Below are 22,334 nucleotides of genomic sequence, written 5' to 3' on the forward strand. Positions count from 1 at the left end.
CTTTTTAATCTCTAAACATAAAAGATACTGCATGTTCCATTTTATTACTCAAAGGATAACTATCTTTTATTGCATATGTAAAATCACTTGTTTTGATTATTAAGTTTTTTATAGCATCATCAAGATACTCAGGAACTAATGATTCAATATTTTCAAGATCACAACCAAGATCAATTATCTCTATTAGTTCTTTATCACAATCATTTTTGTGTAAAAGCCTGGAAATAAAAGGTCTGAAAACTAGTAGTTCAGATTCATCTATAGTTATCGTGCCTTCTTTCAAGGAATGTAACACTCCTGAAAGCAGTATAGCCATAAATTTATCCATATATTTATTATCGATGGTACAAACTAACTGCATGATATTCTCCACTATTGTATTTCAGATACTACATTTCTAAACGTAAGTCGAAAGTGCGTTAAATATGAAACCGCGTATGCCTTTGCCAGACAAGCGTTATCGCTATTGCTGCAAGAATCCCAAAGAAGCCGATAAAATAGTAATAGAGTGTTAATGCACCTGTAACAGCGCAACGAACCGGACTCCACAACTCTTCGCTATGGCATTTTCCTGCCAGTTCAAGGAGCTTATTTCGTCCATGCGAGATAATGCCTGACCATAACACAATCATTAAGCAACTTATTACCCAAACAGGCCGTTCACTCATTATGCGGTATTTACGCTGATCACCAGAGTCAACCCTGTCAACGTCATCATAATGATGAAACGGTGAGAACCAGGATCAACATTAAATAATAAACCGGCCTGCATACTGATTAAAAACATCGCGCCCGCAGTGCTGAACACAAGGATAATGGCAGATACAGGAGCTAAACTAGCAACGACAATCGCCACCAAAGAGATTAAAAACAGATACATTACGCCTGCGATGGCGGCATTTATCTTGTTGATATCTTTACTTAAGCCATACATACAAAGTAATAATAATCCTATGACAACATACATTAGTGGTGAATCATATTTGGTTGCCGTAATTTCGAGATAATTAGCTATCCAGGCCAGTCCTGCGGTTGCCGCCAAACCTAAAGCGGTAATGAGCCATATGCCGTTTAATATCCTGGCCTCGTACTGAAAATCATTAGTTATGTTTTTTGATGAGTACGATTTCATTATTTTTATATCCTTAAGTTGAAAATCAATATCTATTGCAATTAACGCAAAAAACTCATCAATTCACGCTACCACACTAAACCATTAATAAAGTCAAGAACCGTTACAGCAAGTCTAAAAAGGACGCTTAGGATACTGAAATAGAGTGTTATTGCCCCTGCAACAATACAGCGAAGAACACCTGAAAATTCAGAGTTGTCGGCAACACGGATCAAATCTTCCAGTGTTGTTGCTTCACAGGCAGCCGTAACGCCCCAGATAACGACAGTCAAAATACTCGCTAACCATACGGAAAAACTGCTGGTAAGAATCAGGTTAACAACAAAAGCAATACTCAAACCACAGAAGATATATAAACATAACTGTCTAACTGGTGGGATAACCCTATTAATACAACAGCATATTAGCGCCATAGCGGCAAACATCCCTCCCGTAATTCCCATTACCCTCGCTATGCTCGAAAAGGTAAAAAGTCTGGAGAAGAGAAAGCCATTAAGCAGGATTATTAGCAGATAGACCAGACATGCGCCTGATGCCTCGAGCCTTTTCAGGGCATCGTTTAACCAGAAACCAATTATTATCAGCGCAGATAAAGCGAAGACAAACGCGCCTGGAGATTCTAGTGAAGCAACCCAATGCAAGTGCTGAAATATCCAGGCACAGCCTGCCGTAGCCCATACTCCAGCAGCTGTTAACCACCAAATGAGGAACAGCATTTTGCTGAGCGAAGCGCTTTTTTGCTGTAATTGAGTAGCAGTGGATCGTCTGTTCAATTGCGTTATCTGCCCCTGAAATTGCGTAGTGGACATAGTCTGGCATTTGCAGCGACTGAGTTCTCATGTAAATGAGCGGAATAGTCTTTATAAAATCCGAAAAAAATCCCGACACATGGCCGGGATATTGATGGTGAAAAAGAATTAACGGCGGTTGCCGAAGATCCGCAGCAACATCAGGAACAGGTTGATGAAGTCCAGATATAAGGTTAACGCGCCAAGAATGGAATATTTGCGCAGGTTCGACGTGTCGCGGGTATCAATCTGCTCACCCATATTTTTCAGTTTCTGCGTGTCATACGCCGTCAATCCGACAAAGACAATCACGCCGATGTAGGTAACTGCCCACATCAATGCTTCGCTTTTCAGCCAGAAGTTCACCAGCGATGCCAGCACAATGCCGATCAACGCCATAAACAACATATTGCCGAAGCCACTTAAATCACGTTTGGTGGTGTAACCGTACAGGCTCATTGCGCCGAACATCCCGGCAGTAACGACGAAAGTACTGGCAATCGAGGCGGCGGTATAGACAATGAAAATACTGGAAAGCGTCAGACCCGTCAGCGCCGAATAAAGCATAAAGAGCATGGTCGTTACACTTGCGCTCAGCTTTTGAATCATCGCTGATAACACAATAACCAGTGCTAATTGAGCGATGATCAGACCGATTAAAAAAACACGGTTAGTGAACAATAGCTCCATCACGGCCGCAGAATTAGCCGCATACCAGGCAACAAATGCGGTCAGCAACAAGCCAACGGTCATCCAGCCATAGACTTGCGCCATATAAGTTTGCAAGCCAGCCCGGGGTTGTACAATTGAATCAGAACGTGGGAATCTGTCCATGACGATCTCCTGAAGATATAAGGAATATCTTAAGGATACTGCAAAATGATGAGGCTGTGCATCGACGCAGCGTAAACGCATATACTGAGCGGTGAAATTGCCGGACGCAGCGGTGCCTTATCCGGCTAACAAAAAACTACCAGCGTTTTGCCGCCTGCTGATCGCTCTCCCGAGCTTCGACCCAGCGGTCGCCTTCCGGCGTGGCTTCGCGCTTCCAGAACGGTGCGCGGGTTTTGAGATAATCCATAATAAACTGCCCGGCTTCAAACGCACTGCTGCGATGCGCACTGGTGACACCGACAAAAACGATTTCATCGCCCGGCCATAATTCCCCGATGCGGTGAATCACCGTGACGCGCCCCAGCGGCCAGCGGTTACGCGCTTCATCGACAATTTCTGCCAGTGCTTTTTCAGTCATCCCCGGATAGTGTTCGAGGGTTAATGCTTTGACGCTGTCGCCAAGGTTATGGTTGCGCACCTTACCGGTAAAGGTGACTACCGCACCGTCTTCGTCACGCTCAGCCAGCCACGGATACTCTTCTCCTACGCTGAACGGCTGCGGGCCGACAACAATTTTGGTTTCTGCCATCTTAACCTCCGGTTACCGGCGGGAAGAAAGCCACTTCGTCGCCGTCAGTCAGCGGATGGTCAAAACTCACCAGCGTCTGGTTGACGGCAGCCAGCAATTTGCCATCTTCCAGCGCCAGCGCCCAGCGATCGCTCTGCGCAGCCAGATGCTGGCGTAACGCTTCAACGGTTGGGAAATCCGCAGCCACTTCGCTTGCATCTGTTCCCACCAACTCGCGCACCTGGGCGAAAAAAAGAACTTTAATCATCCGCTTCCACCTTAAAGTCACCTGACTTGCCGCCGCTCTTCGCCAGCAAACGTACCGGACCAATCACCATATCTTTTTGCACCGCTTTACACATGTCATAAATGGTCAGCGCCGCCACGGAGGCCGCGGTTAACGCTTCCATTTCAACGCCGGTTTTCCCAGTCAGGCGGCATAAGGTTTCTATACGTACCCGATTGTGCTCCGGCTCGGCCTGCAAATTGACTTCAACTTTGCTGAGCATCAGCGGGTGACACAGCGGGATCAGATCCCATGTGCGTTTTGCCGCCTGAATACCGGCGATACGCGCAGTGGCAAATACGTCGCCTTTGTGGTGGCGACCATCAATGATCATCGCCAGCGTCTCGTTGCGCATGGTGACAAAGGCTTCGGCGCGCGCTTCACGCACGGTTTCTGCTTTGGCGGAGACATCCACCATGTGCGCTTCGCCAGCGGCGTTGATATGGGTCAGTTGCGACATACTTATTTCTTCAAATGTGGATGGAAATTACACGGACGCGTACGGGCATCCAGCTGCGGTGCGATGATATTTTCCCAGGCGGTACGGCACGCTTTGGTTGAACCGGGCATGGCGAAAATTAGCGTTTTGTTAGCCACACCCGCTACCGCACGAGATTGCAACGTTGAGGTGCCAATCTCTTCGAACGACAACATCCGGAACACTTCACCAAAACCTTCAACTTCACGGTCGAACAGCGGCAGCAGTGCTTCAGGGGCCTGATCGCCTTCGGTCAGGCCAGTACCACCCGTAATCAACACCACTTGTACATCGTCGCTGGCGATCCACGCAGATACCTGAGCACGAATCGCATAGCGGTTTTCTTTCACAATGGCTTTATCGACAACGTGATGACCCGCGTCCTGCGCCGAGTCGCGCAGATAGTGACCGGAGGTATCGTCTTCTTCGCCGCGACGATTAGAAACCGTAAGAATAGCAATACGGGTCGGGATAAATTCAGTGCTTACCTGACTCATCTGATCTCTCCTTTTGACGTTTTAGCCGCCAATGTACGATAAGTTTTGCGTAATACCGGTGTTATTTTGATGCAGGAAATGGGTCTGTTTTTTCTCCCGCAGCGCCGCTGAAATACGTGCTTCCAGCGCCTGTTGCTGGGTATCGTCTTCCAGTAAATCGCGCAGGTTAACGCCGCCTTCACCGAACAGGCAGAGATGGAGTTTACCAATGGAGGAGACGCGCAGGCGGTTGCAAGTGGCGCAGAAGTCTTTTTCATACGGCATGATAAGGCCAATTTCTCCGGCGTAATCCGGATGACAAAAGACTTGCGCGGGACCGTCGCTGCGTTGACGTAATTGGTGGATCCAACCGCGACGCAGTAGCTCGTCACGCAGAACCTGCCCAGAGATATGATGCTTGCGGAAAAGCTCGCTGCCCTCGCCCGTTTCCATCAGTTCGATGAAACGCAGCTGGATGGGGCGATGCTGGATCCAGTTCAGAAAGGTGTCGAGTTGGTGATGATTAACATCACGCATCAGTACGGTATTGACTTTGACCTTCTCAAAACCGGCCTCAAATGCAGCATCGATCCCTGCCATGACCTGATTGAATTTATCCTGTCCGGTAATAGCATGAAACTGGCGAGCGTCGAGGCTATCGACACTAACGTTGATACCAGTAAGACCAGCATCACGCCAGTTCGCTACATCGCGTTCCAGACGGTAACCATTGGTGGTGACCGCTATCTGGCGAATAGCGTCGTTTTCTCGCACAGCGGCGATGATATCGGTAAAGTCGCGACGCAAAGACGGCTCTCCGCCCGTCAGACGGACTTTTTCGGTGCCCAGACTGGCGAAGGCGCGCGTAACCCGGCGAATTTCATCGACGGTAAGAAAGCCTTTATTGGTGACGCCGCTCGGTTTGTAGCCATCCGGCAGGCAGTAGGTGCAACGGAAGTTACACACATCGGTAATCGACAGGCGCAAGTAGTAAAACTTACGCGCAAATGCATCAGTCAGTTGTGAAGCCATGTACACCTTTCCAGATACGGGAGGCGAAGTCATTTCTTCCTTCGCCCTGGTGGCAATCTTTGTAAGCATTGTCACGGCCAAAGCACCATATCAGTTGACCCAGGTGCAGAGGCTAGAGTGTTTAGTGGTTAAGCCGATACTAGCGTGTAAATGTGATTTTTACCATCCACACTTTCGTTATGTAATCATGTATATAGCGTCATGATCGTGCTATTTCGCTACAGAATAAGGGAAAATGGCGGTTTTACTTTGATATACATCATCAGGGAGGCATAGCGTGCATCGTCCTTTAGAGGTAGAAGAAAATAGTTTGTATCCTCAATATTGGCAGGTTAATTGCTGTTTCCCCGCAATTTGCGCTACTGTAGCGCGGAAAATCTGACTCCAGGAAACTATAATGCGCAATCGTACGTTGGCTGACCTTGATCGTGTCGTTGCTCTCGGCGGAGGGCATGGACTGGGACGCGTTCTCTCATCACTTTCGTCTTTGGGTTCTCGTTTAACGGGTATCGTGACCACCACGGATAACGGTGGTTCAACGGGGCGTATTCGCCGCTCAGAAGGTGGAATTGCCTGGGGCGATATGCGCAATTGCCTTAACCAGTTGATAACGGAACCCAGCGTCGCTTCCGCAATGTTTGAATATCGTTTCGGCGGTAATGGCGAACTTTCCGGGCACAACCTTGGAAACCTGATGTTGAAGGCACTGGATCACCTTAGCGTGCGGCCTCTTGAAGCGATTAATCTGATTCGCAATCTGTTGAAAGTGGACGCACATTTGATTCCGATGTCGGAGCATCCTGTTGATTTAATGGCGATTGACGATCAGGGGCATGAAGTATACGGCGAGGTCAATATTGACCAGCTCACTGCGCCGATACAGGAGCTACTCTTAACCCCCAACGTACCTGCCACACGTGAAGCGGTGCTGGCGATTAATGAGGCGGATCTGATCATTATTGGGCCAGGGAGTTTTTATACTAGTCTTATGCCCATTCTGCTGCTCAAGGAAATGGCTCAGGCATTACGCCGAACGCCTGCCCCGATGGTGTATATCGGTAATTTGGGGCGAGAATTAAGCCTGCCTGCTGCAAATCTCAAGCTGGAAAATAAGCTGGCGATTATGGAGCAGTATGTTGGTAAAAAAGTGATTGATGCGGTAGTTGTTGGACCGAAAGCTGATGTATCCGCAGTTAACAACAGAATTGTGATTCAGGAAGTACTGGAGGCCAGCGATATTCCTTATCGTCATGACCGCCAGTTGCTGCATAACGCACTGGAAAAGGCATTACAGGCACTAGGTTAAGCGCCTGTGCCGGGGGCAGAAAAATACGACTGTGACTATGGCGTTTTAAATTATAGAAGGCCATAGTCACCTTTTTTTGGCACAACCCCATTGTTAGCAGCTCATTTATCTTTCCACTTTCTGGAATTTAGTTTTGCTTCTTGATGTTTCTTGTGCCATGACTATTCTAAAAATGTTATAATCCCCATGCTTTGGGAGCCACCGAATCTAAATATTTATCAATATGATGAGAACGAGTATAATCTGCTATATTTTTTGATAAAATGGCCGTGCAATTTAAACCAGAGCCTAATCCCAGTAGTACCGTTAACCAGTTATCCAGAGCTTCAGATTCAACAATCGAGTTTTCCAGTTCATATGCTTTTAGTAAAAGAGCAGCAGAGTAAATTCTGAGGATTTGCGGAGAATTGTATTCCGTTCCTAAACTTGAAGCTGAAGAATATCTTGCGAACACGACAGCAAAACTTATCAGAAGCATTGCTTGTTCCGTTTTATTTGCATTTTCCATTCTGCAAGCCTTCATTAAATCTTTATAATGGTTTCCCTTAATATTTAAACAAGACTTATACTTCAATAGTTCGCTAACATTCTTTTTTTGTTTTATCTTTTTATTTTTACTTAACATTTCGTAACCCGCACCTTCTATAGTTTGCGCCTGCAATGAGTAATTATCTATGAGTTTCATAAGAGGCGCAAAAATTTCATTTAATTTTATTTGTTCATCAATACCATCCATTTTGGTTTGAGAACAACAACTTTGTGATGCAGTGACAAATGGTTCGTATAGATCACCAAGCTGAAGGATTTTGAGATAATTTTTTAATAAAATATTATGTTGTGACCGTTTCCATGGGTAGGAAAACACTGGGAATTCGGTCATCAATACGGTATTAAGATTAATATCTGCAAGCGAGCACACTTGTTCTGGTGCTGCATATAGATAAAAATGGTCCCAGTCCTTATTTTTAATAGTGGTATCCAACATTTTATTTAAGGCATTAGATGAAAGACGCATTGCACGATTATTTTGCTGTGCTGAAAACAATACGTACCAAGCATCATCATGATCTTGTTGTTTACGCCATTCCGAGAAGTCTGGATAATCATTTCCTTCAGTATAAGGTTTAACATCCTTATGTTGTAAATATGTTTTATAAATATTATATGCTTTTTCTGCCAATATATTATTTTTACTTTTTAGTGCCAGGTCAGTCATCATTACATATGCAGTACTAAATGATAACATTAATGTAGGTTGTTCTGTAAAGCGATCTAAATAATAATTAATCCTCTCTTCACTAAGATTAAACAAAAAAGAAGAAGAGATACAGCAATCAACTGTAATTAATGACAAAATAAAGTTATCAAATATATTTATATCATCATTTTGCAATATATCATTTAATCCCTCTGGTGGTCTGTTAGACGTATAGTATTTTGCTAAGCAATTAATTTCTGATACATCCTTTTTTAATTTTGCAAGGTCATAGATACAATTTTTTGTACTCAGTTCGTTGGCGAGGATTTTTTTTATTTCAGGCATTGAATCTTCAGAGATATCTTCAAAGATTTGATAAATTTTCTGGATATGTTCTTTTGCTTTACATATATCAACCCTGATTAAATCTTGTAATGGAGGAGTATCGTCAAAGAAAAATTTCCGCATAGATCCCGTATGCATTTTTATTATTTTCGCTTCACGCAACACTATATTTTTTAAAATACAAGTACTAAAGTCACCTCTCTCTATAGTTGCGTATTCAAAATTTACCCCCGACATATTCGTACCAGCAACATCACAGGAAAATAAAGTGGCATTCTTGAATGAACTATTTTCAAACTGTGCGCCATTCAATATGGCATACTCCATATAACATCCTGAAAAATCTGCACAACCCTTGGCTTCTGTTAGATCTGTCCTTACAAAACTAGCACCGCTCAATTTGCAATCCATGAGTGTTGCTCTCTTCATATTAGCATCATTAAAATTAACGTTAGAAAAATTTGATTCACCGAATTCAGTATCTTCAAAATTGAGCCTCGAAAAATCAAAGCGCCCATTGGGATCCTGCAAAATAATTAGTTGTCGAGTTCTGACTGGTTTATCTCCAATAAAATAAGTTGTTGTCATCACACTGTCTGAAAATTCTATCTTGCACTTAAAAAGCTCATGCATGTGCGGAGGACAAAAATTTTTCAGGGTCAAAAACTCATTACGTTCTTTATTATATTCTTTTTTTTCATCGGTAAGGTAAGGTGATAAAAACAATCCATAGCGAGAATGGATATCATTATACATTCTACTTAAAAAATCTTTTTTCGTTTCGAAACCCAAAATGAATCGCAGCACATCAAAAAGCCGCTCCCATTTACTCATATAAAAAGTATGGTCATTGTCAGCAAGAAGCAATTGCTCTGCGCGCTTTTCATCAATTTCAAAAGATGACTGTCGATGATTAACTGATAACATCATGCTGCCTCCATCAGATAAACAATTAATTGCTGCAGTCTTCCTGAATACAGTTTATTTACTATCAAAAATCGCTCATTTCAAATAGGCTTGTTCCCGATTACACAAATAAAAGCATATTATTTATTAACTTTTAAATAATTACACCTATAATTATAACAATTAATATATATGCATTATCATTATATTAAACTTAAGATAATTGAGATAAAGAGTATTGTCGTTAATATAAATTGAGTCCATTGGATAAACTTGACTCATGTTATGTCTTGCGTAGAAGGATCTAAACACACTTAACTTCGAACTTTCATTAACACATTAATTTTGTCCGACTAAATGAGCGATTTTTGATAGAAAAATATCTTTACTTGTTTAAAAAATTACTCAATTTGATAACAAACGATTGAGTAAGTAAGTACCCTCAAAAAGCAACGATTATCTTATTATGCGGCGAATTTAGTACTTTAACATTAAAAGGAAATAATTATGCACCCTAGATTGTTTACATCATGCACTCCCCGTCTTCCGGAAAGATTTCCAGAAAAATGCCCCCCAAAAGTTTTGCATTCATGGTTTGATAATGGCGCAAAAAAATTTAATGAGGAATTTGCACGCTGGAAAGAGCTCGGGCGTGAAAATGATTTCAATAATCAGCTTATAAGTTCATATATAAATAATAATATCAGCACCTACCAGAATATATCAAATGGTTTACATAATAATATTAATACAATACATGATTTATTAATTGAAAACACATCAAGAATGCCGCTTTCGGAAAGTTTAGACACATTATTAGTTATGGGACAGTTATTTGAAAGTGAATATAACAGAATATTCGCAAATATACCTTTGTTTGCAAACCTCTTTAAAGCAGCCCTAATACAATATATAACAAACAATAACACACTACTAATTGAAATATATAAAAACGCTCTAAATAAAATTCATAATAAAGAGGCCATAAGTTTCATTATTCAGAATATTTTTACTCAATCGATAGATGATCCCTGCTTTTACGAACCGTGCAATTTACATTTTTTACTTGATATCGCTAACAATTATGTCTTTTCTTTTAAAAAAGAGATGTTATTATCAGAACCACACTTACAAAACTCATTCCTGGAAATAATCAATCATTTTAATAATGATGAAGACAAAATAAGAGGTATTATTTTATTTATTTCTTATCTTGAAAATCTAGCTATTAAAATCAAGATTAACTTAAAGGATTTCCTGGAGAAGCTAAGATTTTCTAATATAAAAATTAAGATTGAACTCTATACCCATTTATTCAAAGCATTACCTGAAATAAAAGGGAGCGATATTATATCACTATATTTTACTATTGAATCAGCCTATAAAGAAGATATGCCAAAACAATTAACTGAACTATTAAATTTAGTTACAAACATTCCTGACATTGAAGATAAATTTCAATTCATAACTAAATTGGGTCATGCCTACTGCCTCTCCGGAATTAATCTTTCAGATTACTCAACCTTTCTTTTAAAATTATTTCAGGATACTAAAGTAAACAGATTATGTGATTATTATAAGTTAAGAGTTCCTGGTGAACCAGAGTATCAACTTAGAATACCTTTAGATGGGTTGACATTTCAAATGCTTAGTGAACTGTACAGAGTATCGCCAGAAAACGTTTTCATTTTCGATGAACTTTTTCGAGAAATGATTGATTTCAGCACATTCGAAGGACGAGTGAGTTATTACAACACCATACTTTATTTAATAAACCAGAATACCGAAAGCATCAATAAAATAAATCTATTTAGCCATTTGATTAAACGTCTTCCATTATGTAATTTCAAAACTCAAGACTTTGAAACAAGATTAATACTTGCATTGCCTGAGTTAACAATCGAGCATGTGAATAAAACCGTATTAGAATATTTAAACGAGCTTACTGATATGTACAAAAGAAAACCATATTTAATTCTCACTGACCATGATAAATATTTTAGCTTTATCAAATATGCATTTAACAATGGAAATATTAAGATATCAAATGCCTTGATTGACGTCATAGAGAAAATAAATACAGAAAATCCTACTTCCCAGAGAACAAAAAGAAATCTTTCTGTATTAACGCAACCATTCAAAACATGCCAAATTTTATGAATAACGTAAATAAGTAATGAGTTTAAGTTTAGCACATCAACGTACCAGAGCCGCTTGCAACTCTGGTACGCTTCCTTTTTCACCAGTGTAACTGCACTATGCATGTTAACTGCTTTTGAACATAACAAGCGAAACCGAGCATTTTCCCATCTCCAACATCACGAAGCCGCAATGAACAACTCACGTAGCTGATGCAACTGGTCACGAATTTGCGCCGCTTCTTCGAACTCCAGATTTTGCGCGTGTTGCATCATCAGCCCTTCCAGTTCATGGATTTTCTGCTGCAACGCCTTCGGCGACATATCCATCGGCACATTATCCGGCTCAACAATCGGTCGTGATTTTCCTCTGCCCTTCGCTTTGGTTTTGGCAATGTTCTGCCCCAGCGCCAGGATATCGACCACTTTCTTGTTTAATCCTTGTGGCGTAATGCCGTGCTCTTCGTTGTAGCGTTGCTGTTTCTCGCGGCGACGTTCGGTTTCGCCAATCGCTTTCGCCATTGATGGGGTGATCTTATCGCCGTAGAGAATCGCTTTACCGTTAACGTTACGTGCCGCACGACCAATGGTCTGGATCAACGAACGTTCAGAACGCAGGAAGCCTTCTTTGTCGGCGTCGAGGATCGCCACCAGCGAAACTTCCGGCATATCCAGACCTTCGCGCAGTAAGTTGATCCCTACCAGCACGTCGAACTCACCCAGACGCAAGTCGCGGATGATTTCCATGCGCTCGACGGTATCGATATCTGAGTGAAGATAACGCACACGCTCGCCGTGTTCTTCGAGATATTCCGTAAGATCTTCCGCCATCCGCTTAGTCAATGTTGTGACCAGTACACGCTCGTTAATTGCCGCTCGCTGGCGAATCTCCGAAAGAAGATCATCAACCTGTGTTGCCACCGGTCGCACTTCGATAATCGGGTCAAGCAATCCGGTTGGACGTACGACCTGATCCACCACATCACCACCGGATTTTTCCAGCTCGTAATTACCCGGCGTCGCCGAAACATAGATGGTTTGCGGCGCTAATGCTTCGAACTCTTCAAACTTCAGCGGACGGTTATCCAGCGCTGATGGCAGGCGGAAACCGTACTCCACCAGCGTCTCTTTACGCGCCCGGTCACCGCGATACATGCCGCCAATTTGTGGAATGGTGACGTGAGATTCATCGACGACCAACAGCCCATCGGCAGGCAGGTAATCAAACAGTGTCGGCGGTGGCTCACCTGGTCCACGGCCGGAGAGGAAGCGTGAGTAGTTTTCAATGCCCGAGCAATATCCCAGTTCGTTCATCATCTCCAGGTCAAACTGGGTACGCTGAGTCAGCCGCTGCTCTTCCAGAAGTTTGTTGTTCTCTAACAGCACCTTGCGTCTGGCGGCCAGTTCTTCTTTAATTTCTTCCATCGCCTGCACAATGCGCTCGCGCGGCGTGACGTAGTGCGTTTTCGGGTAGATGGTAAAACGTGGAATGGTGGAAACAATCTGCCCGGTTAGCGGATCAAATAACGACAATCGTTCCACTTCCTCGTCAAACAGTTCCACGCGAAGTGCAATGTCATCCGATTCTGCCGGGAAGATATCAATCACCTCACCACGAACGCGGAAAGTACCACGCTGGAATGCCTGATCATTACGAGCGTATTGCAGCTCCGCCAGTCGACGCAGGATCGCGCGCTGATCGATAATCATACCGACCGTAAGATGGAGCATCATCTTGAGATATAAATCAGGATCGCCCAGACCATAAATCGCGGAAACCGATGCCACCACAACCACATCACGCCGCTCCAGCATCGCTTTGGTGGCGGACAAACGCATCTGCTCGATATGTTCGTTTACCGAGGCATCTTTCTCAATGAAGGTGTCGGAACTCGGTACATAGGCTTCCGGCTGATAATAGTCGTAGTAGGAGACGAAATATTCCACCGCGTTTTCCGGGAAGAACTCTTTCATTTCGCCGTACAGTTGGGCCGCCAGCGTTTTGTTGGGCGCCAGTACCATGGTTGGGCGCTGAAGGTCAGCAATGACATTGGCGATGGTGAAGGTTTTCCCGGAGCCAGTTACACCGAGTAACGTCTGGTGCGCCAGGCCATCTTCCAGCCCCTCTTCGAGACGTCGAATCGCCTCTGGCTGATCGCCAGAAGGTTTAAAAGCGGAATTCAGTTTGAACGGTTTACTCATGAGTCGCTACCTGAAGGAGTTGGGCGGGCAGGTATGTAATTTTACTCGTCGTACTTAATTATGCCAACAAATTATACTGGATAAAAAAACAGTTCCCCACCATAATATTTCTGTTACAGCGTAAACTCCGCTGTCAATCATGAGCAAAATTTACTCTGTGGCGAGATAAAACTCCGGCCTTACGGGGTTATCCCCAAAGCAACGGCTTTTTTAACATTTGTCAAGATGAGTGATGACAGTTTTATGGCAAGAGATGCCTCTTCAGTGACTGCCATTGCAATTATCTAACCAGTTAAAAAATAAAAGATATTTCTTTGAGCCGTCTTTAACGCCAATTCGCGTGCAAGCCGCGTATTCTCTCGCTTGCCTCGTGTTTTCTAACTCTAATACACATGGTTATCCACAGGAATAGTGGATAACTGTCTGCAGCCCCTATCCCCCGCCGCCTGGGCAATTCCCACATTCACCGCATGATGCGGAAGTAAAATTTTTTTCGTGATTATTTTAGAATTTAATTGGTTAAATTGCAGTCAACCGAAGACGCGATCTCGCTCGCAATTTAACCAAATACAGGATGGCTACAACAAGGCAAGGTTTATGTACTTTCCGGTTGCCGCATTTTCTGGATTTTCTGCAAGCCAGGGAATTTCGCCCAGCAGCGGCGCGGGAATCATGCGGGTGAGCGTGGTCATATATTCAGCGTGACGTTTTCCAGGAGGCGTGACATCATTCGCCACCCAACCCGCCAGAGTCAGTCCGGCGTGTTGTATTGCCTGTGCCGTCAACATCGCGTGATTAATACAGCCGAGTTTCACACCAACTACCAGTATCACCGGCAGTTGTTCCTGTGTTACCCAATCCGCAAAAGTGAAAGTGTCAGAAAGCGGCGTAAACCAGCCGCCAGCACCTTCCACTAACACCCAGTCAGCCTGTTGTTCAAGCGCGCGTAATCCGGCGCTCATTACCAATGATTCTATCGGCCTGCCCTCTTGCGCGCTGATGATGTGCGGTGAAGTGGGTTCTGCGAAGGTGTAAGGATTTACCGTTGCGTAATCCAGCTGCAGGCTGCCGTTGTGCTGTAACGCCAGCGCGTCACTATTACGTAAGCCGTCCGGGGTCTTTTCGCTGCCAGAGGCGACCGGTTTATAACCTGCCGTCCGATAACCTGCTGCCTTCGCGGCTTGTAAAAGTGCACAACTGGCGACAGTTTTCCCCACTTCGGTATCCGTTCCGGTGACAAAATAACGTTTACTCACGAGCAATCACTCCCAAAAAAAGATGATACGTCAGAGGATATCGCCCCTGTTGTTGCGGCCAGGCCAGTTGCAATCGCTGCAACTGCGAACGCGTTAATATTCGTGGGTAGCGCCCTTCATGAAGATGCGTGGCACCGATGCCTTTCAGCGAACGCATGGCACTGAGCGCATCAGCAAACCACAGCGTGATGGGCTGAATATGATGTTGATAATGCACGCTGTTCAGCGACTGTTCGATTTCATCTGGCGGTAAAAAGCGATTAGCATGCGGGCGCTCGTCCACCGCCTGCCACGCCTGATGCAATTCAGGGAGCGATCCCTGCACCAGCGTGGTAAACGCGACCACGCCTCCGGGGCGCACCACGCGATACAGCTCGCGAAGTGCCGTGGATAAATTACCGCACCACTGCACCGCGAGATTGCTCCATGCAAGATCGAAGGTTGCAGTCGCTAACGGCAGGGATTCGATATCTCCCGCCAGATAATGGTCTGCGGCATCCTTCTGGCGTGCCTGAACAAGCATTGGCGGCGAGAGATCTAACGCTGTCACCTGCGCGTGACGTTCCCGCCAGTGGCGACTCATCCAGCCAGGTCCACAACCCGCATCCAGTACGTGGGTGTATTTACGCTGTGGGAGCATTGCCAGTAAGACGTCAGCACTCTGGCGCTGTAGATCCGCATGTTGCTCATAATGTGCGGCTGCCCGACCAAATGCCGCAGCAATGGCTTGTTTATTAACCGTTGCCATGCAGCACCTCCAGCAGACGGTCGATATCCTGCATTTCATGCGCGGCGGTTAGCGTTAAGCGCAGTCGCGCAGTACCAGCGGGTACGGTTGGCGGGCGAATCGCCGTGACCCAGCAGCCTTGCTGGCGCAGTTTTTCTGCCAGTTGTAACGCACGGCTGTTATCACCGACAATCAATGGCTGGATGGCGCTGTATGAATCAGCAAGCGTAAACGGCAAATCCTGTACTCCGGCACGAAAACGCGTAATGAGTGCCGCCAGTTTTTCGCGCCGTGCATCACCCTCATCACTGCGAATGACCGCCAGCGACGCACGTAATGCCTGCGCCTGAGCGGGCGGCATACTGGTGCTGTAAATAAGATGGCGGGCAAATTGCAGTAGATAATCCGCCACCGTATCGGAGCAAAGCACCGCTGCCCCGCTGACGCCAAATCCTTTGCCAAAAGTCACCACCAGAAGTTCCGGTTTCACCTGCTGTTGCCAGCAGCTACCGCGCCCCTGTTCACCGATCACGCCCGTGCCGTGGGCATCGTCGACCATCAACCAGCCGTTGTGCTGTTGCGTTACCTGCTGGATTTCCGCCAGTGGCGCACTATCGCCGTCCATGCTGAACACGCCTTCTGTCACCACCAGTTGCTGCCCCGGACAGGGGGAAGCAAGCAGTCGCGCCAGATGAGCGACATCGTTATGGGTAAAACGGCGAAGCTGCGACGGGCTTAAACTGGCAGCTTCCAGCAATGAGGCGTGACTCAGCCGATCGGCAACAATACGGTCCTCTTTCGCCGTCATCGCGGTAATGACTGCCTGGTTAGCGGCAAAACCAGAGATAAACAGCAGTGCCCGCGAATAGCCCAGCCACTCGGCCAGTTCTTCTTCCAGCGCCTGATGCGCCACGCTATAACCGCTGACGTGACCGGAACCGCCGCTACCGACGCCAAATTGCTCCGCACCCTGCTTCCATGCACGGATGATGTGCGGATGATGACTTAAACCTAAATAATCGTTACTGGAAAAGTTCAGATACTGGCATTCATCCGCCACCAGCCAGCGTCCGGCCCCTTGCGCCACCGGATAACGGCGACGCAGGGCATCGGCAGCACGCCGCGCATCGAGCGCCGCGTTGATTTTCTCCTGCCAGCTCATAGTGCTGCCGCGTTGTAATATTCGTCAGTGTCCGGGGTCATCAGCGCCTGTTCAAGACGTTGCTGTTGTTCGTTATCGCCCGCCAGCACTGCGGTTTGCTGCGGATTTAACCCCAGTTTGCGGAACAGTTGCAGGTCTTTATCTTCTTCCGGATTCGGCGTGGTCAGCAATTTGCAACCGTAGAAAATCGAGTTTGCGCCAGCCATAAAGCACATCGCCTGAGTCTGTTCGTTCATCTGCTCGCGTCCGGCAGAAAGGCGCACGTAAGAGGTCGGCATCATGATCCGCGCGACTGCAATAGTGCGAATAAAATCAAAGGCATCGACATCATCGTTATCTGCCAGTGGAGTGCCTTTCACCTTCACCAGCATGTTGATTGGTACGCTTTCCGGCGGCGTCGGCAGGTTTGCCAGTTGCAGCAATAATCCAGCGCGATCTTTTACCGTTTCGCCTAAACCTACAATGCCACCTGAACAGACTTTGATCCCGGCATCACGCACTTTTTCCAGCGTGTCGAGACGTTCCTGATAAGTGCGTGTGGTGATGATATTGCCGTAAAACTCCGGCGAGGTGTCGAGGTTGTGGTTGTAGTAATCCAGCCCGGCATTCGCAAGGCGCTGCGCCTGAGATTCACTCAACGTGCCCAGCGTCATACACGCCTCCAGGCCCATCGCTTTTACCCCCTGCACCATCTGTTCCAGGTACGGCATGTCGCGTTCGTGGGGATTCTTCCACGCCGCGCCCATACAGAAACGTGTCGATCCCGCCGCTTTCGCTTTTCGCGCCGACTCCAATACCTGTTCAACTTCCATCAACCGCTCAGCTTCCAGTCCGGTTTTATAACGCGAGCTTTGCGGGCAGTATTTGCAATCTTCCGGGCAAGCTCCGGTTTTAATTGACAGCAAAGTACTGACCTGCACCTGACGAGGATCGAAATGCTGACGATGCACCTGCTGCGCTTCAAACAGCAGATCCAGCAACGGTTTTTCAAATAATTCTGTGACTTGCGACAATGTCCAGCGTGGGCGGTGAGCCATGGGGCTTCTCCAAAACGTGTTTTTTGTTGTTAATTCGGTGTAGACTTGTAAACCTAAATCTTTTCAATTTGGTTTACAAGTCGATTATGACAACGGACGATCTTGCCTTTGACCAACGCCATATCTGGCACCCATACACATCCATGACCTCCCCTCTACCGGTTTATCCGGTGGCGAGCGCCGAAGGTTGCGAGCTGATTTTGTCTGACGGCAGACGCCTGATTGACGGTATGTCGTCCTGGTGGGCGGCAATCCACGGCTACAACCACCCGCTGCTTAATGCGGCGATGAAGTCGCAAATTGATGCCATGTCGCATGTGATGTTTGGCGGTATCACCCATGCGCCCGCCATCGAGCTGTGCCGCAAACTGGTGGCAATGACGCCGCAACCGCTGGAATGCGTTTTTCTCGCGGACTCCGGCTCCGTAGCGGTGGAAGTGGCGATGAAAATGGCGTTGCAGTACTGGCAAGCCAAAGGCGAAGCGCGCCAGCGTTTTCTGACCTTCCGCAATGGTTATCATGGCGATACTTTTGGCGCGATGTCGGTGTGCGATCCAGACAACTCAATGCACAGCCTGTGGAAAGGCTATCTGCCAGAAAACTTGTTTGCTCCGGCCCCGCAAAGCTGCATGGATGGCGAATGGGATGAACGCGATATGGTGGGCTTCGCACGTCTGATGGCGGCGCATCGTCATGAAATCGCGGCGGTGATCATTGAACCGATTGTTCAGGGCGCTGGCGGAATGCGCATCTACCATCCGGAATGGTTAAAACGAATCCGCAAAATGTGCGATCGTGAAGGTATCTTGCTGATTGCGGACGAGATAGCCACCGGTTTTGGTCGTACCGGCAAACTGTTTGCCTGCGAACATGCGGGGATCGCGCCGGACATTTTGTGCCTCGGTAAAGCCTTAACCGGCGGTACGATGACCCTTTCCGCCACGCTCACTACACGCGAGGTGGCTGAAACTATCAGCAACGGCGAAGCCGGATGCTTTATGCACGGGCCAACCTTTATGGGCAATCCACTGGCCTGCGCAGCAGCAAACGCCAGCCTGGCGATTCTCGAATCTGGCGACTGGCAGCATCAGGTGGCGGCTATTGAAGGGCAGCTACGCGAGCAACTTGCCCCCGCCCGTGACGCCGAAATGGTTGCCGATGTGCGCGTGCTGGGAGCGATTGGCGTGGTCGAAACCACTCGTCCGGTGAATATGGCAGCGCTGCAAAAATTCTTTGTCGAACAGGATGTCTGGATACGACCATTTGGCAAACTGATTTACCTGATGCCGCCCTATATTATTAGCCCGCAACAGTTGCTGCGCCTGACCACAGCGGTTAACCGCGCGGTACAGGATGAAACATTTTTTTGCCAATAACGGGAAGTCAACGTGAGGGTTTCTGGCTACACTTTCTGCAAAAAAGAAAGGAGGTTTCATGAAACTCATCAGTAATGATCTGCGCGATGGCGATAAATTGCCGCATCGTCATGTCTTTAACGGCATGGGTTACGATGGCGATAATATTTCGCCGCATCTGGCATGGGATGATGTTCCTGCGGGAACCAAAAGTTTTGTCGTCACCTGCTACGACCCGGATGCGCCAACTGGCTCCGGCTGGTGGCACTGGGTAGTTGTTAACTTACCCGCTGATACCCGCGTATTACCGCAAGGGTTTGGCTCTGGTCTGGTAGCAATGCCAGACGGCGTTTTGCAGACGCGAACTGACTTTGGTAAAACCGGGTACGATGGCGCAGCGCCGCCGAAAGGCGAAACCCATCGCTACATTTTTACCGTTCACGCGCTGGATGTAGAACGTATTGATGTCGATGAAGGTGCCAGCGGCGCGATGGTCGGGTTTAACGTTCATTTCCACTCTCTGGCAAGCGCCTCGATTACTGCGATGTTTAGTTAATCACTCTGCCAGATGGCGCAATGCCATCTGGTATCACTTAAAGGTATTAAAAACAACTTTTTGTCTTTTTACCTTCCCGTTTCGCTCAAGTTAGTATAAAAAAGCAGGCTTCAACGGATTCATTTTTCTATTTCATAGCCCGGAGCAACCTGTGAACACATTTTCAGTTTCCCGTCTGGCGCTGGCATTGGCTTTTGGCGTGACGCTGACCGCCTGTAGCTCAACACCGCCCGATCAACGTCCTTCTGATCAAACCGCGCCTGGTACCTCTTCTCGCCCGATTCTGTCGGCAAAAGAAGCGCAGAATTTCGATGCTCAACACTATTTTGCGTCCCTGACGCCAGGTGCTGCAGCGTGGAATCCTTCCCCGATTACTCTGCCTGCACAACCTGACTTTGTTGTCGGTCCGGCGGGTACTCCGGGTGTAACGCATACCACGATTCAGGCGGCGGTAGATGCGGCAATTATCAAGCGTACCAATAAGCGCCAGTATATTGCCGTGATGCCTGGTGAATATCAGGGAACGGTGTATGTCCCTGCCGCTCCGGGTGGAATTACCGTTTATGGTACAGGTGAAAAACCGATTGATGTGAAGATTGGGCTTTCCCTTGATGGGGGCATGAGCCCTGCCGACTGGCGTCACGATGTCAATCCGCGCGGCAAATACATGCCCGGTAAACCGGCGTGGTATATGTACGATAGCTGCCAGAGCAAACGCAGCGACAGTATCGGCGTTCTCTGCTCTGCGGTCTTCTGGTCACAAAACAATGGCCTGCAACTGCAAAACCTGACCATCGAAAACACGCTGGGTGATAGCGTAGATGCGGGTAACCATCCGGCGGTGGCACTGCGTACTGATGGCGATAAAGTGCAGATCAACAACGTCAACATTCTCGGTCGTCAGAATACCTTCTTTGTGACCAACAGCGGTGTACAGAACCGTCTGGAAACCAATCGTCAACCACGTACGCTGGTGACGAATAGCTATATTGAAGGGGATGTGGATATCGTTTCTGGTCGCGGCGCAGTGGTGTTCGATAATACCGAATTCCGCGTGGTGAACTCCCGTACCCAGCAAGAAGCGTATGTGTTTGCACCGGCTACGCTGTCTAACATCTATTACGGTTTCCTCGCCGTAAACAGCCGCTTCAATGCTTCCGGTGATGGCGTGGCGCAACTGGGCCGCTCGCTGGATGTTGATGCCAATACCAACGGTCAGGTGGTGATCCGTGATAGCGCCATCAACGAAGGTTTTAACACGGCTAAACCGTGGGCCGATGCGGTGATTTCCAATCGTCCGTTTGCGGGGAATACTGGCAACGTTGATGATAACGACGAAGTACAGCGTAATCTGAATGACACTAACTACAACCGCATGTGGGAATACAATAACCGCGGCGTGGGTAGCAAAGTGGTTGCAGAGGCGAAGAAGTAAAAAAGAAAACCCGATAGTCTGAACCATCGGGTTAATGAAACAGGGCGCTATATTTCATAGCGCCTTTTTTTACATCTGACGGTTTTTATTGAAGTTAATCAAACTACCCGCCTTGATAATCTCGCGCTCTTCAGCAGTCAGACTTTCCATATAGAGCGTAATCTCTGTTACCGGCGCATCTTCATGGATCACATAACCTTTAAACGTCGTCCCCGGATTATCCAGCGCCGCTTTAATGCCAGGGATGTAAATGTAATCGCCCACTTCAAAGTTCGGTGCTTCCGCCATTTGCAGCGGTAACATCCCCCAGTTGATGACGTTAGAACGGTAGCGTTTAGTCGCGTAGCCAGCGCCACATCCTGCGGCCCCACATACGGCGCAGGTTTTCCGGTCAAATGCACCGCAACAACTCCCGGATAGTCGATATCCCAGGTGTCATTAAGCAGCTGTTTTACCAACTCACCGCCACCCTCACCGACTGCCATTGTCCCTAATGCACCGTAACGGGTGTGGCTGTCTGACCCGAGGATCATTTTGCCGCCTCCTGCCATCATCTCACGCATATATTGATGGATGACCGCAATATGTGGAGGCACAAAAATACCGCCATAACGCTGCGCTGCCGATAAACCAAAAACATGGTCATCACCGTTAATGGTGCCGCCGACGGCGCAGAGTGAGTTATGGCAGTTGGTCAGCACATACGGCAGCGGGAAACGTTCCATACCGGACGCTTTAGCGGTCTGTACAATACCAACAAAGGTAATATCGTGAGAGGCTAATGAATCAAACTTAATTTTAAGTTTGTCCATATTTCCGGACGTATTATGAGAAGAGAGAATAGACCAGGCAATAGTGCCTTTTTTGGCTTCTTCTTTTTTAATTTCGCCGCTGAAATGTTCTTCGGCAATTATTTCGTTATTACTGGCGAGAAACACGCCTTTTTCAGATAACTTGATCATCAAATGCTCCAGATATCTGCGCACCGTTAAATGCGCAGAAAGATAATAAATGGATATACTCTAAATAATTCGAGTTTCAGGAAGGCGGCAAGCGAGTGAATCCCCAGGAGCTTACATAAGTAAGTGACTGGGGTGAGCGAACGCAGACGCAGCAC

20 protein-coding genes, 2 pseudogenes and 1 riboswitch are annotated in these 22,334 nt (G+C 46.8%); of the genes and pseudogenes, 5 read left to right on the plus strand and 17 right to left on the minus strand.

Translation table 11 applies throughout. The features are described 5' to 3' along the window. Nucleotides 1-4: 4 nt before the first annotated feature. The 9 genes and pseudogenes from AABJ99_RS15815 to moaA form a co-directional block, all read right to left on the minus strand. Nucleotides 5-361 (minus strand): DUF3969 family protein, encoded by a 357-nt coding sequence (locus tag AABJ99_RS15815; protein ID WP_001177701.1) that lies wholly within the window; start codon nt 359-361, stop codon nt 5-7. Nucleotides 362-419: 58 nt separating this feature from the next. Beyond that, a pseudogene (locus AABJ99_RS15820) lies at nt 420-1,132 on the minus strand (Bax inhibitor-1/YccA family protein). A 68-nt stretch (nt 1,133-1,200) separates the two neighbouring features. Beyond that, nucleotides 1,201-1,941, minus strand: coding sequence for a Bax inhibitor-1 family protein (locus tag AABJ99_RS15825; protein WP_235841532.1), 741 nt, complete (start codon nt 1,939-1,941; stop codon nt 1,201-1,203). 108 nt (nt 1,942-2,049) lie between these two features. After that, a complete protein-coding gene (ybhL, locus tag AABJ99_RS15830; protein ID WP_039021609.1) occupies nt 2,050-2,754 on the minus strand; it encodes a Bax inhibitor-1/YccA family protein in 705 nt (234 codons plus the stop codon). Between the two features lie 136 nt (nt 2,755-2,890). Beyond that, nucleotides 2,891-3,343, minus strand: a complete 453-nt coding sequence (moaE, locus tag AABJ99_RS15835) for a molybdopterin synthase catalytic subunit MoaE (protein WP_000852287.1) — start codon at nt 3,341-3,343, stop codon at nt 2,891-2,893. A 1-nt stretch (nt 3,344) separates the two neighbouring features. Then, the gene (gene moaD, locus AABJ99_RS15840) at nt 3,345-3,590 is read right to left on the minus strand and encodes a molybdopterin synthase sulfur carrier subunit (protein ID WP_000598604.1); all 246 of its coding nucleotides are present in this window, start codon (nt 3,588-3,590) and stop codon (nt 3,345-3,347) included. Continuing rightward, the gene (gene moaC / locus AABJ99_RS15845) at nt 3,583-4,068 is read right to left on the minus strand and encodes a cyclic pyranopterin monophosphate synthase MoaC (protein ID WP_338387374.1); all 486 of its coding nucleotides are present in this window, start codon (nt 4,066-4,068) and stop codon (nt 3,583-3,585) included. The genes moaD and moaC overlap by 8 nt, the downstream gene beginning before the upstream one ends. Before the next feature lie 2 nt (nt 4,069-4,070). Further along, complete coding sequence (moaB, locus tag AABJ99_RS15850) at nt 4,071-4,583, minus strand: molybdenum cofactor biosynthesis protein B (RefSeq protein ID WP_032183780.1); 513 nt, start codon at nt 4,581-4,583, stop codon at nt 4,071-4,073. Between the two features lie 21 nt (nt 4,584-4,604). Next, complete coding sequence (moaA, locus tag AABJ99_RS15855) at nt 4,605-5,594, minus strand: GTP 3',8-cyclase MoaA (protein ID WP_001295301.1); 990 nt, start codon at nt 5,592-5,594, stop codon at nt 4,605-4,607. After that, nucleotides 5,582-5,726, minus strand: a riboswitch (molybdenum cofactor riboswitch). It overlaps the preceding gene by 13 nt. A gap of 265 nt (nt 5,727-5,991) precedes the next feature. Between moaA and yvcK the strand changes: the two genes are divergently transcribed. After that, nucleotides 5,992-6,900 (plus strand): uridine diphosphate-N-acetylglucosamine-binding protein YvcK, encoded by a 909-nt coding sequence (yvcK, locus tag AABJ99_RS15860; protein WP_001246025.1) that lies wholly within the window; start codon nt 5,992-5,994, stop codon nt 6,898-6,900. A gap of 175 nt (nt 6,901-7,075) precedes the next feature. Here yvcK and AABJ99_RS15865 read toward each other — a convergent pair whose 3' ends face one another. Continuing rightward, the gene (locus tag AABJ99_RS15865; RefSeq protein WP_039021610.1) at nt 7,076-9,373 is read right to left on the minus strand and encodes a pentapeptide repeat-containing protein; all 2,298 of its coding nucleotides are present in this window, start codon (nt 9,371-9,373) and stop codon (nt 7,076-7,078) included. A 483-nt stretch (nt 9,374-9,856) separates the two neighbouring features. Here AABJ99_RS15865 and AABJ99_RS15870 point away from each other — a divergent pair, with 483 nt between their 5' ends. After that, the gene (locus tag AABJ99_RS15870; RefSeq protein WP_338387375.1) at nt 9,857-11,509 is read left to right on the plus strand and encodes a hypothetical protein; all 1,653 of its coding nucleotides are present in this window, start codon (nt 9,857-9,859) and stop codon (nt 11,507-11,509) included. 158 nt (nt 11,510-11,667) lie between these two features. On the opposite strand, the gene uvrB is transcribed toward AABJ99_RS15870, so the two are convergent. From uvrB to bioB, 5 genes are all read right to left on the minus strand, one after another. Then, nucleotides 11,668-13,689, minus strand: coding sequence for an excinuclease ABC subunit UvrB (uvrB, locus tag AABJ99_RS15875; protein WP_039021612.1), 2,022 nt, complete (start codon nt 13,687-13,689; stop codon nt 11,668-11,670). A gap of 578 nt (nt 13,690-14,267) precedes the next feature. Then, nucleotides 14,268-14,945, minus strand: a complete 678-nt coding sequence (gene bioD, locus AABJ99_RS15880) for a dethiobiotin synthase (protein WP_000044827.1) — start codon at nt 14,943-14,945, stop codon at nt 14,268-14,270. Then, nucleotides 14,938-15,693: a malonyl-ACP O-methyltransferase BioC gene (gene bioC, locus AABJ99_RS15885; protein WP_000246780.1), complete on the minus strand. Its 756-nt coding sequence runs from the start codon at nt 15,691-15,693 to the stop codon at nt 14,938-14,940. Before bioC ends, bioD begins: the two co-directional genes overlap by 8 nt. Then, nucleotides 15,680-16,834, minus strand: coding sequence for an 8-amino-7-oxononanoate synthase (gene bioF, locus AABJ99_RS15890; RefSeq protein ID WP_032302731.1), 1,155 nt, complete (start codon nt 16,832-16,834; stop codon nt 15,680-15,682). The genes bioC and bioF overlap by 14 nt, the downstream gene beginning before the upstream one ends. Continuing rightward, nucleotides 16,831-17,871, minus strand: coding sequence for a biotin synthase BioB (gene bioB, locus AABJ99_RS15895; protein ID WP_000951213.1), 1,041 nt, complete (start codon nt 17,869-17,871; stop codon nt 16,831-16,833). The genes bioF and bioB overlap by 4 nt, the downstream gene beginning before the upstream one ends. A gap of 86 nt (nt 17,872-17,957) precedes the next feature. Between bioB and bioA the strand changes: the two genes are divergently transcribed. From bioA to ybhC, 3 genes are all read left to right on the plus strand, one after another. After that, nucleotides 17,958-19,247 carry an adenosylmethionine--8-amino-7-oxononanoate transaminase gene (bioA, locus tag AABJ99_RS15900; protein WP_072039642.1) on the plus strand — a complete coding sequence of 430 codons (1,290 nt, stop codon included), beginning with the start codon at nt 17,958-17,960 and terminating at the stop codon, nt 19,245-19,247. 58 nt (nt 19,248-19,305) lie between these two features. Continuing rightward, entirely contained in the window at nt 19,306-19,782 is a 477-nt protein-coding gene (ybhB, locus tag AABJ99_RS15905) for a kinase inhibitor (protein ID WP_000767391.1), read from the plus strand. Nucleotides 19,783-19,933: 151 nt separating this feature from the next. Further along, nucleotides 19,934-21,217, plus strand: a complete 1,284-nt coding sequence (gene ybhC / locus AABJ99_RS15910) for a putative acyl-CoA thioester hydrolase (protein WP_039021614.1) — start codon at nt 19,934-19,936, stop codon at nt 21,215-21,217. Between the two features lie 69 nt (nt 21,218-21,286). Here the strand turns inward: ybhC and AABJ99_RS25040 are convergent, their stop codons facing one another. Both AABJ99_RS25040 and AABJ99_RS15915 read right to left on the minus strand, forming a co-directional pair. Further along, nucleotides 21,287-21,409 (minus strand): hypothetical protein, encoded by a 123-nt coding sequence (locus tag AABJ99_RS25040; protein ID WP_409070841.1) that lies wholly within the window; start codon nt 21,407-21,409, stop codon nt 21,287-21,289. Between the two features lie 152 nt (nt 21,410-21,561). After that, nucleotides 21,562-22,179 (minus strand): annotated as a pseudogene (locus tag AABJ99_RS15915) (aconitase family protein); the annotation flags it as partial. Nucleotides 22,180-22,334: the final 155 nt, after the last annotated feature.

It is taken from the genome of Escherichia coli (assembly GCF_036503815.1).
Classification (GTDB): Bacteria; Pseudomonadota; Gammaproteobacteria; order Enterobacterales; family Enterobacteriaceae; genus Escherichia; species Escherichia coli_F.

Bases quoted from the DNA above. Each gene is read 5' to 3' on its own strand.
- moaE (WP_000852287.1), bottom strand. From the start codon at position 3,343: ATGGCAGAAACCAAAATTGTTGTCGGCCCGCAGCCGTTCAGCGTAGGA.
- bioC (WP_000246780.1), bottom strand. From the start codon at position 15,693: ATGGCAACGGTTAATAAACAAGCCATTGCTGCGGCATTTGGTCGGGCA.
- moaC (WP_338387374.1), bottom strand. From the start codon at position 4,068: ATGTCGCAACTGACCCATATCAACGCCGCTGGCGAAGCGCACATGGTG.
- AABJ99_RS15825 (WP_235841532.1), bottom strand. From the start codon at position 1,941: ATGTCCACTACGCAATTTCAGGGGCAGATAACGCAATTGAACAGACGA.
- yvcK (WP_001246025.1), top strand. From the start codon at position 5,992: ATGCGCAATCGTACGTTGGCTGACCTTGATCGTGTCGTTGCTCTCGGC.
- ybhB (WP_000767391.1), top strand. From the start codon at position 19,306: ATGAAACTCATCAGTAATGATCTGCGCGATGGCGATAAATTGCCGCAT.
- moaB (WP_032183780.1), bottom strand. From the start codon at position 4,583: ATGAGTCAGGTAAGCACTGAATTTATCCCGACCCGTATTGCTATTCTT.
- bioF (WP_032302731.1), bottom strand. From the start codon at position 16,834: ATGAGCTGGCAGGAGAAAATCAACGCGGCGCTCGATGCGCGGCGTGCT.
- ybhL (WP_039021609.1), bottom strand. From the start codon at position 2,754: ATGGACAGATTCCCACGTTCTGATTCAATTGTACAACCCCGGGCTGGC.
- moaD (WP_000598604.1), bottom strand. From the start codon at position 3,590: ATGATTAAAGTTCTTTTTTTCGCCCAGGTGCGCGAGTTGGTGGGAACA.
- AABJ99_RS15865 (WP_039021610.1), bottom strand. From the start codon at position 9,373: ATGATGTTATCAGTTAATCATCGACAGTCATCTTTTGAAATTGATGAA.
- AABJ99_RS15815 (WP_001177701.1), bottom strand. From the start codon at position 361: ATGCAGTTAGTTTGTACCATCGATAATAAATATATGGATAAATTTATG.
- bioA (WP_072039642.1), top strand. From the start codon at position 17,958: ATGACAACGGACGATCTTGCCTTTGACCAACGCCATATCTGGCACCCA.
- AABJ99_RS15870 (WP_338387375.1), top strand. From the start codon at position 9,857: ATGCACCCTAGATTGTTTACATCATGCACTCCCCGTCTTCCGGAAAGA.
- bioB (WP_000951213.1), bottom strand. From the start codon at position 17,871: ATGGCTCACCGCCCACGCTGGACATTGTCGCAAGTCACAGAATTATTT.
- moaA (WP_001295301.1), bottom strand. From the start codon at position 5,594: ATGGCTTCACAACTGACTGATGCATTTGCGCGTAAGTTTTACTACTTG.
- uvrB (WP_039021612.1), bottom strand. From the start codon at position 13,689: ATGAGTAAACCGTTCAAACTGAATTCCGCTTTTAAACCTTCTGGCGAT.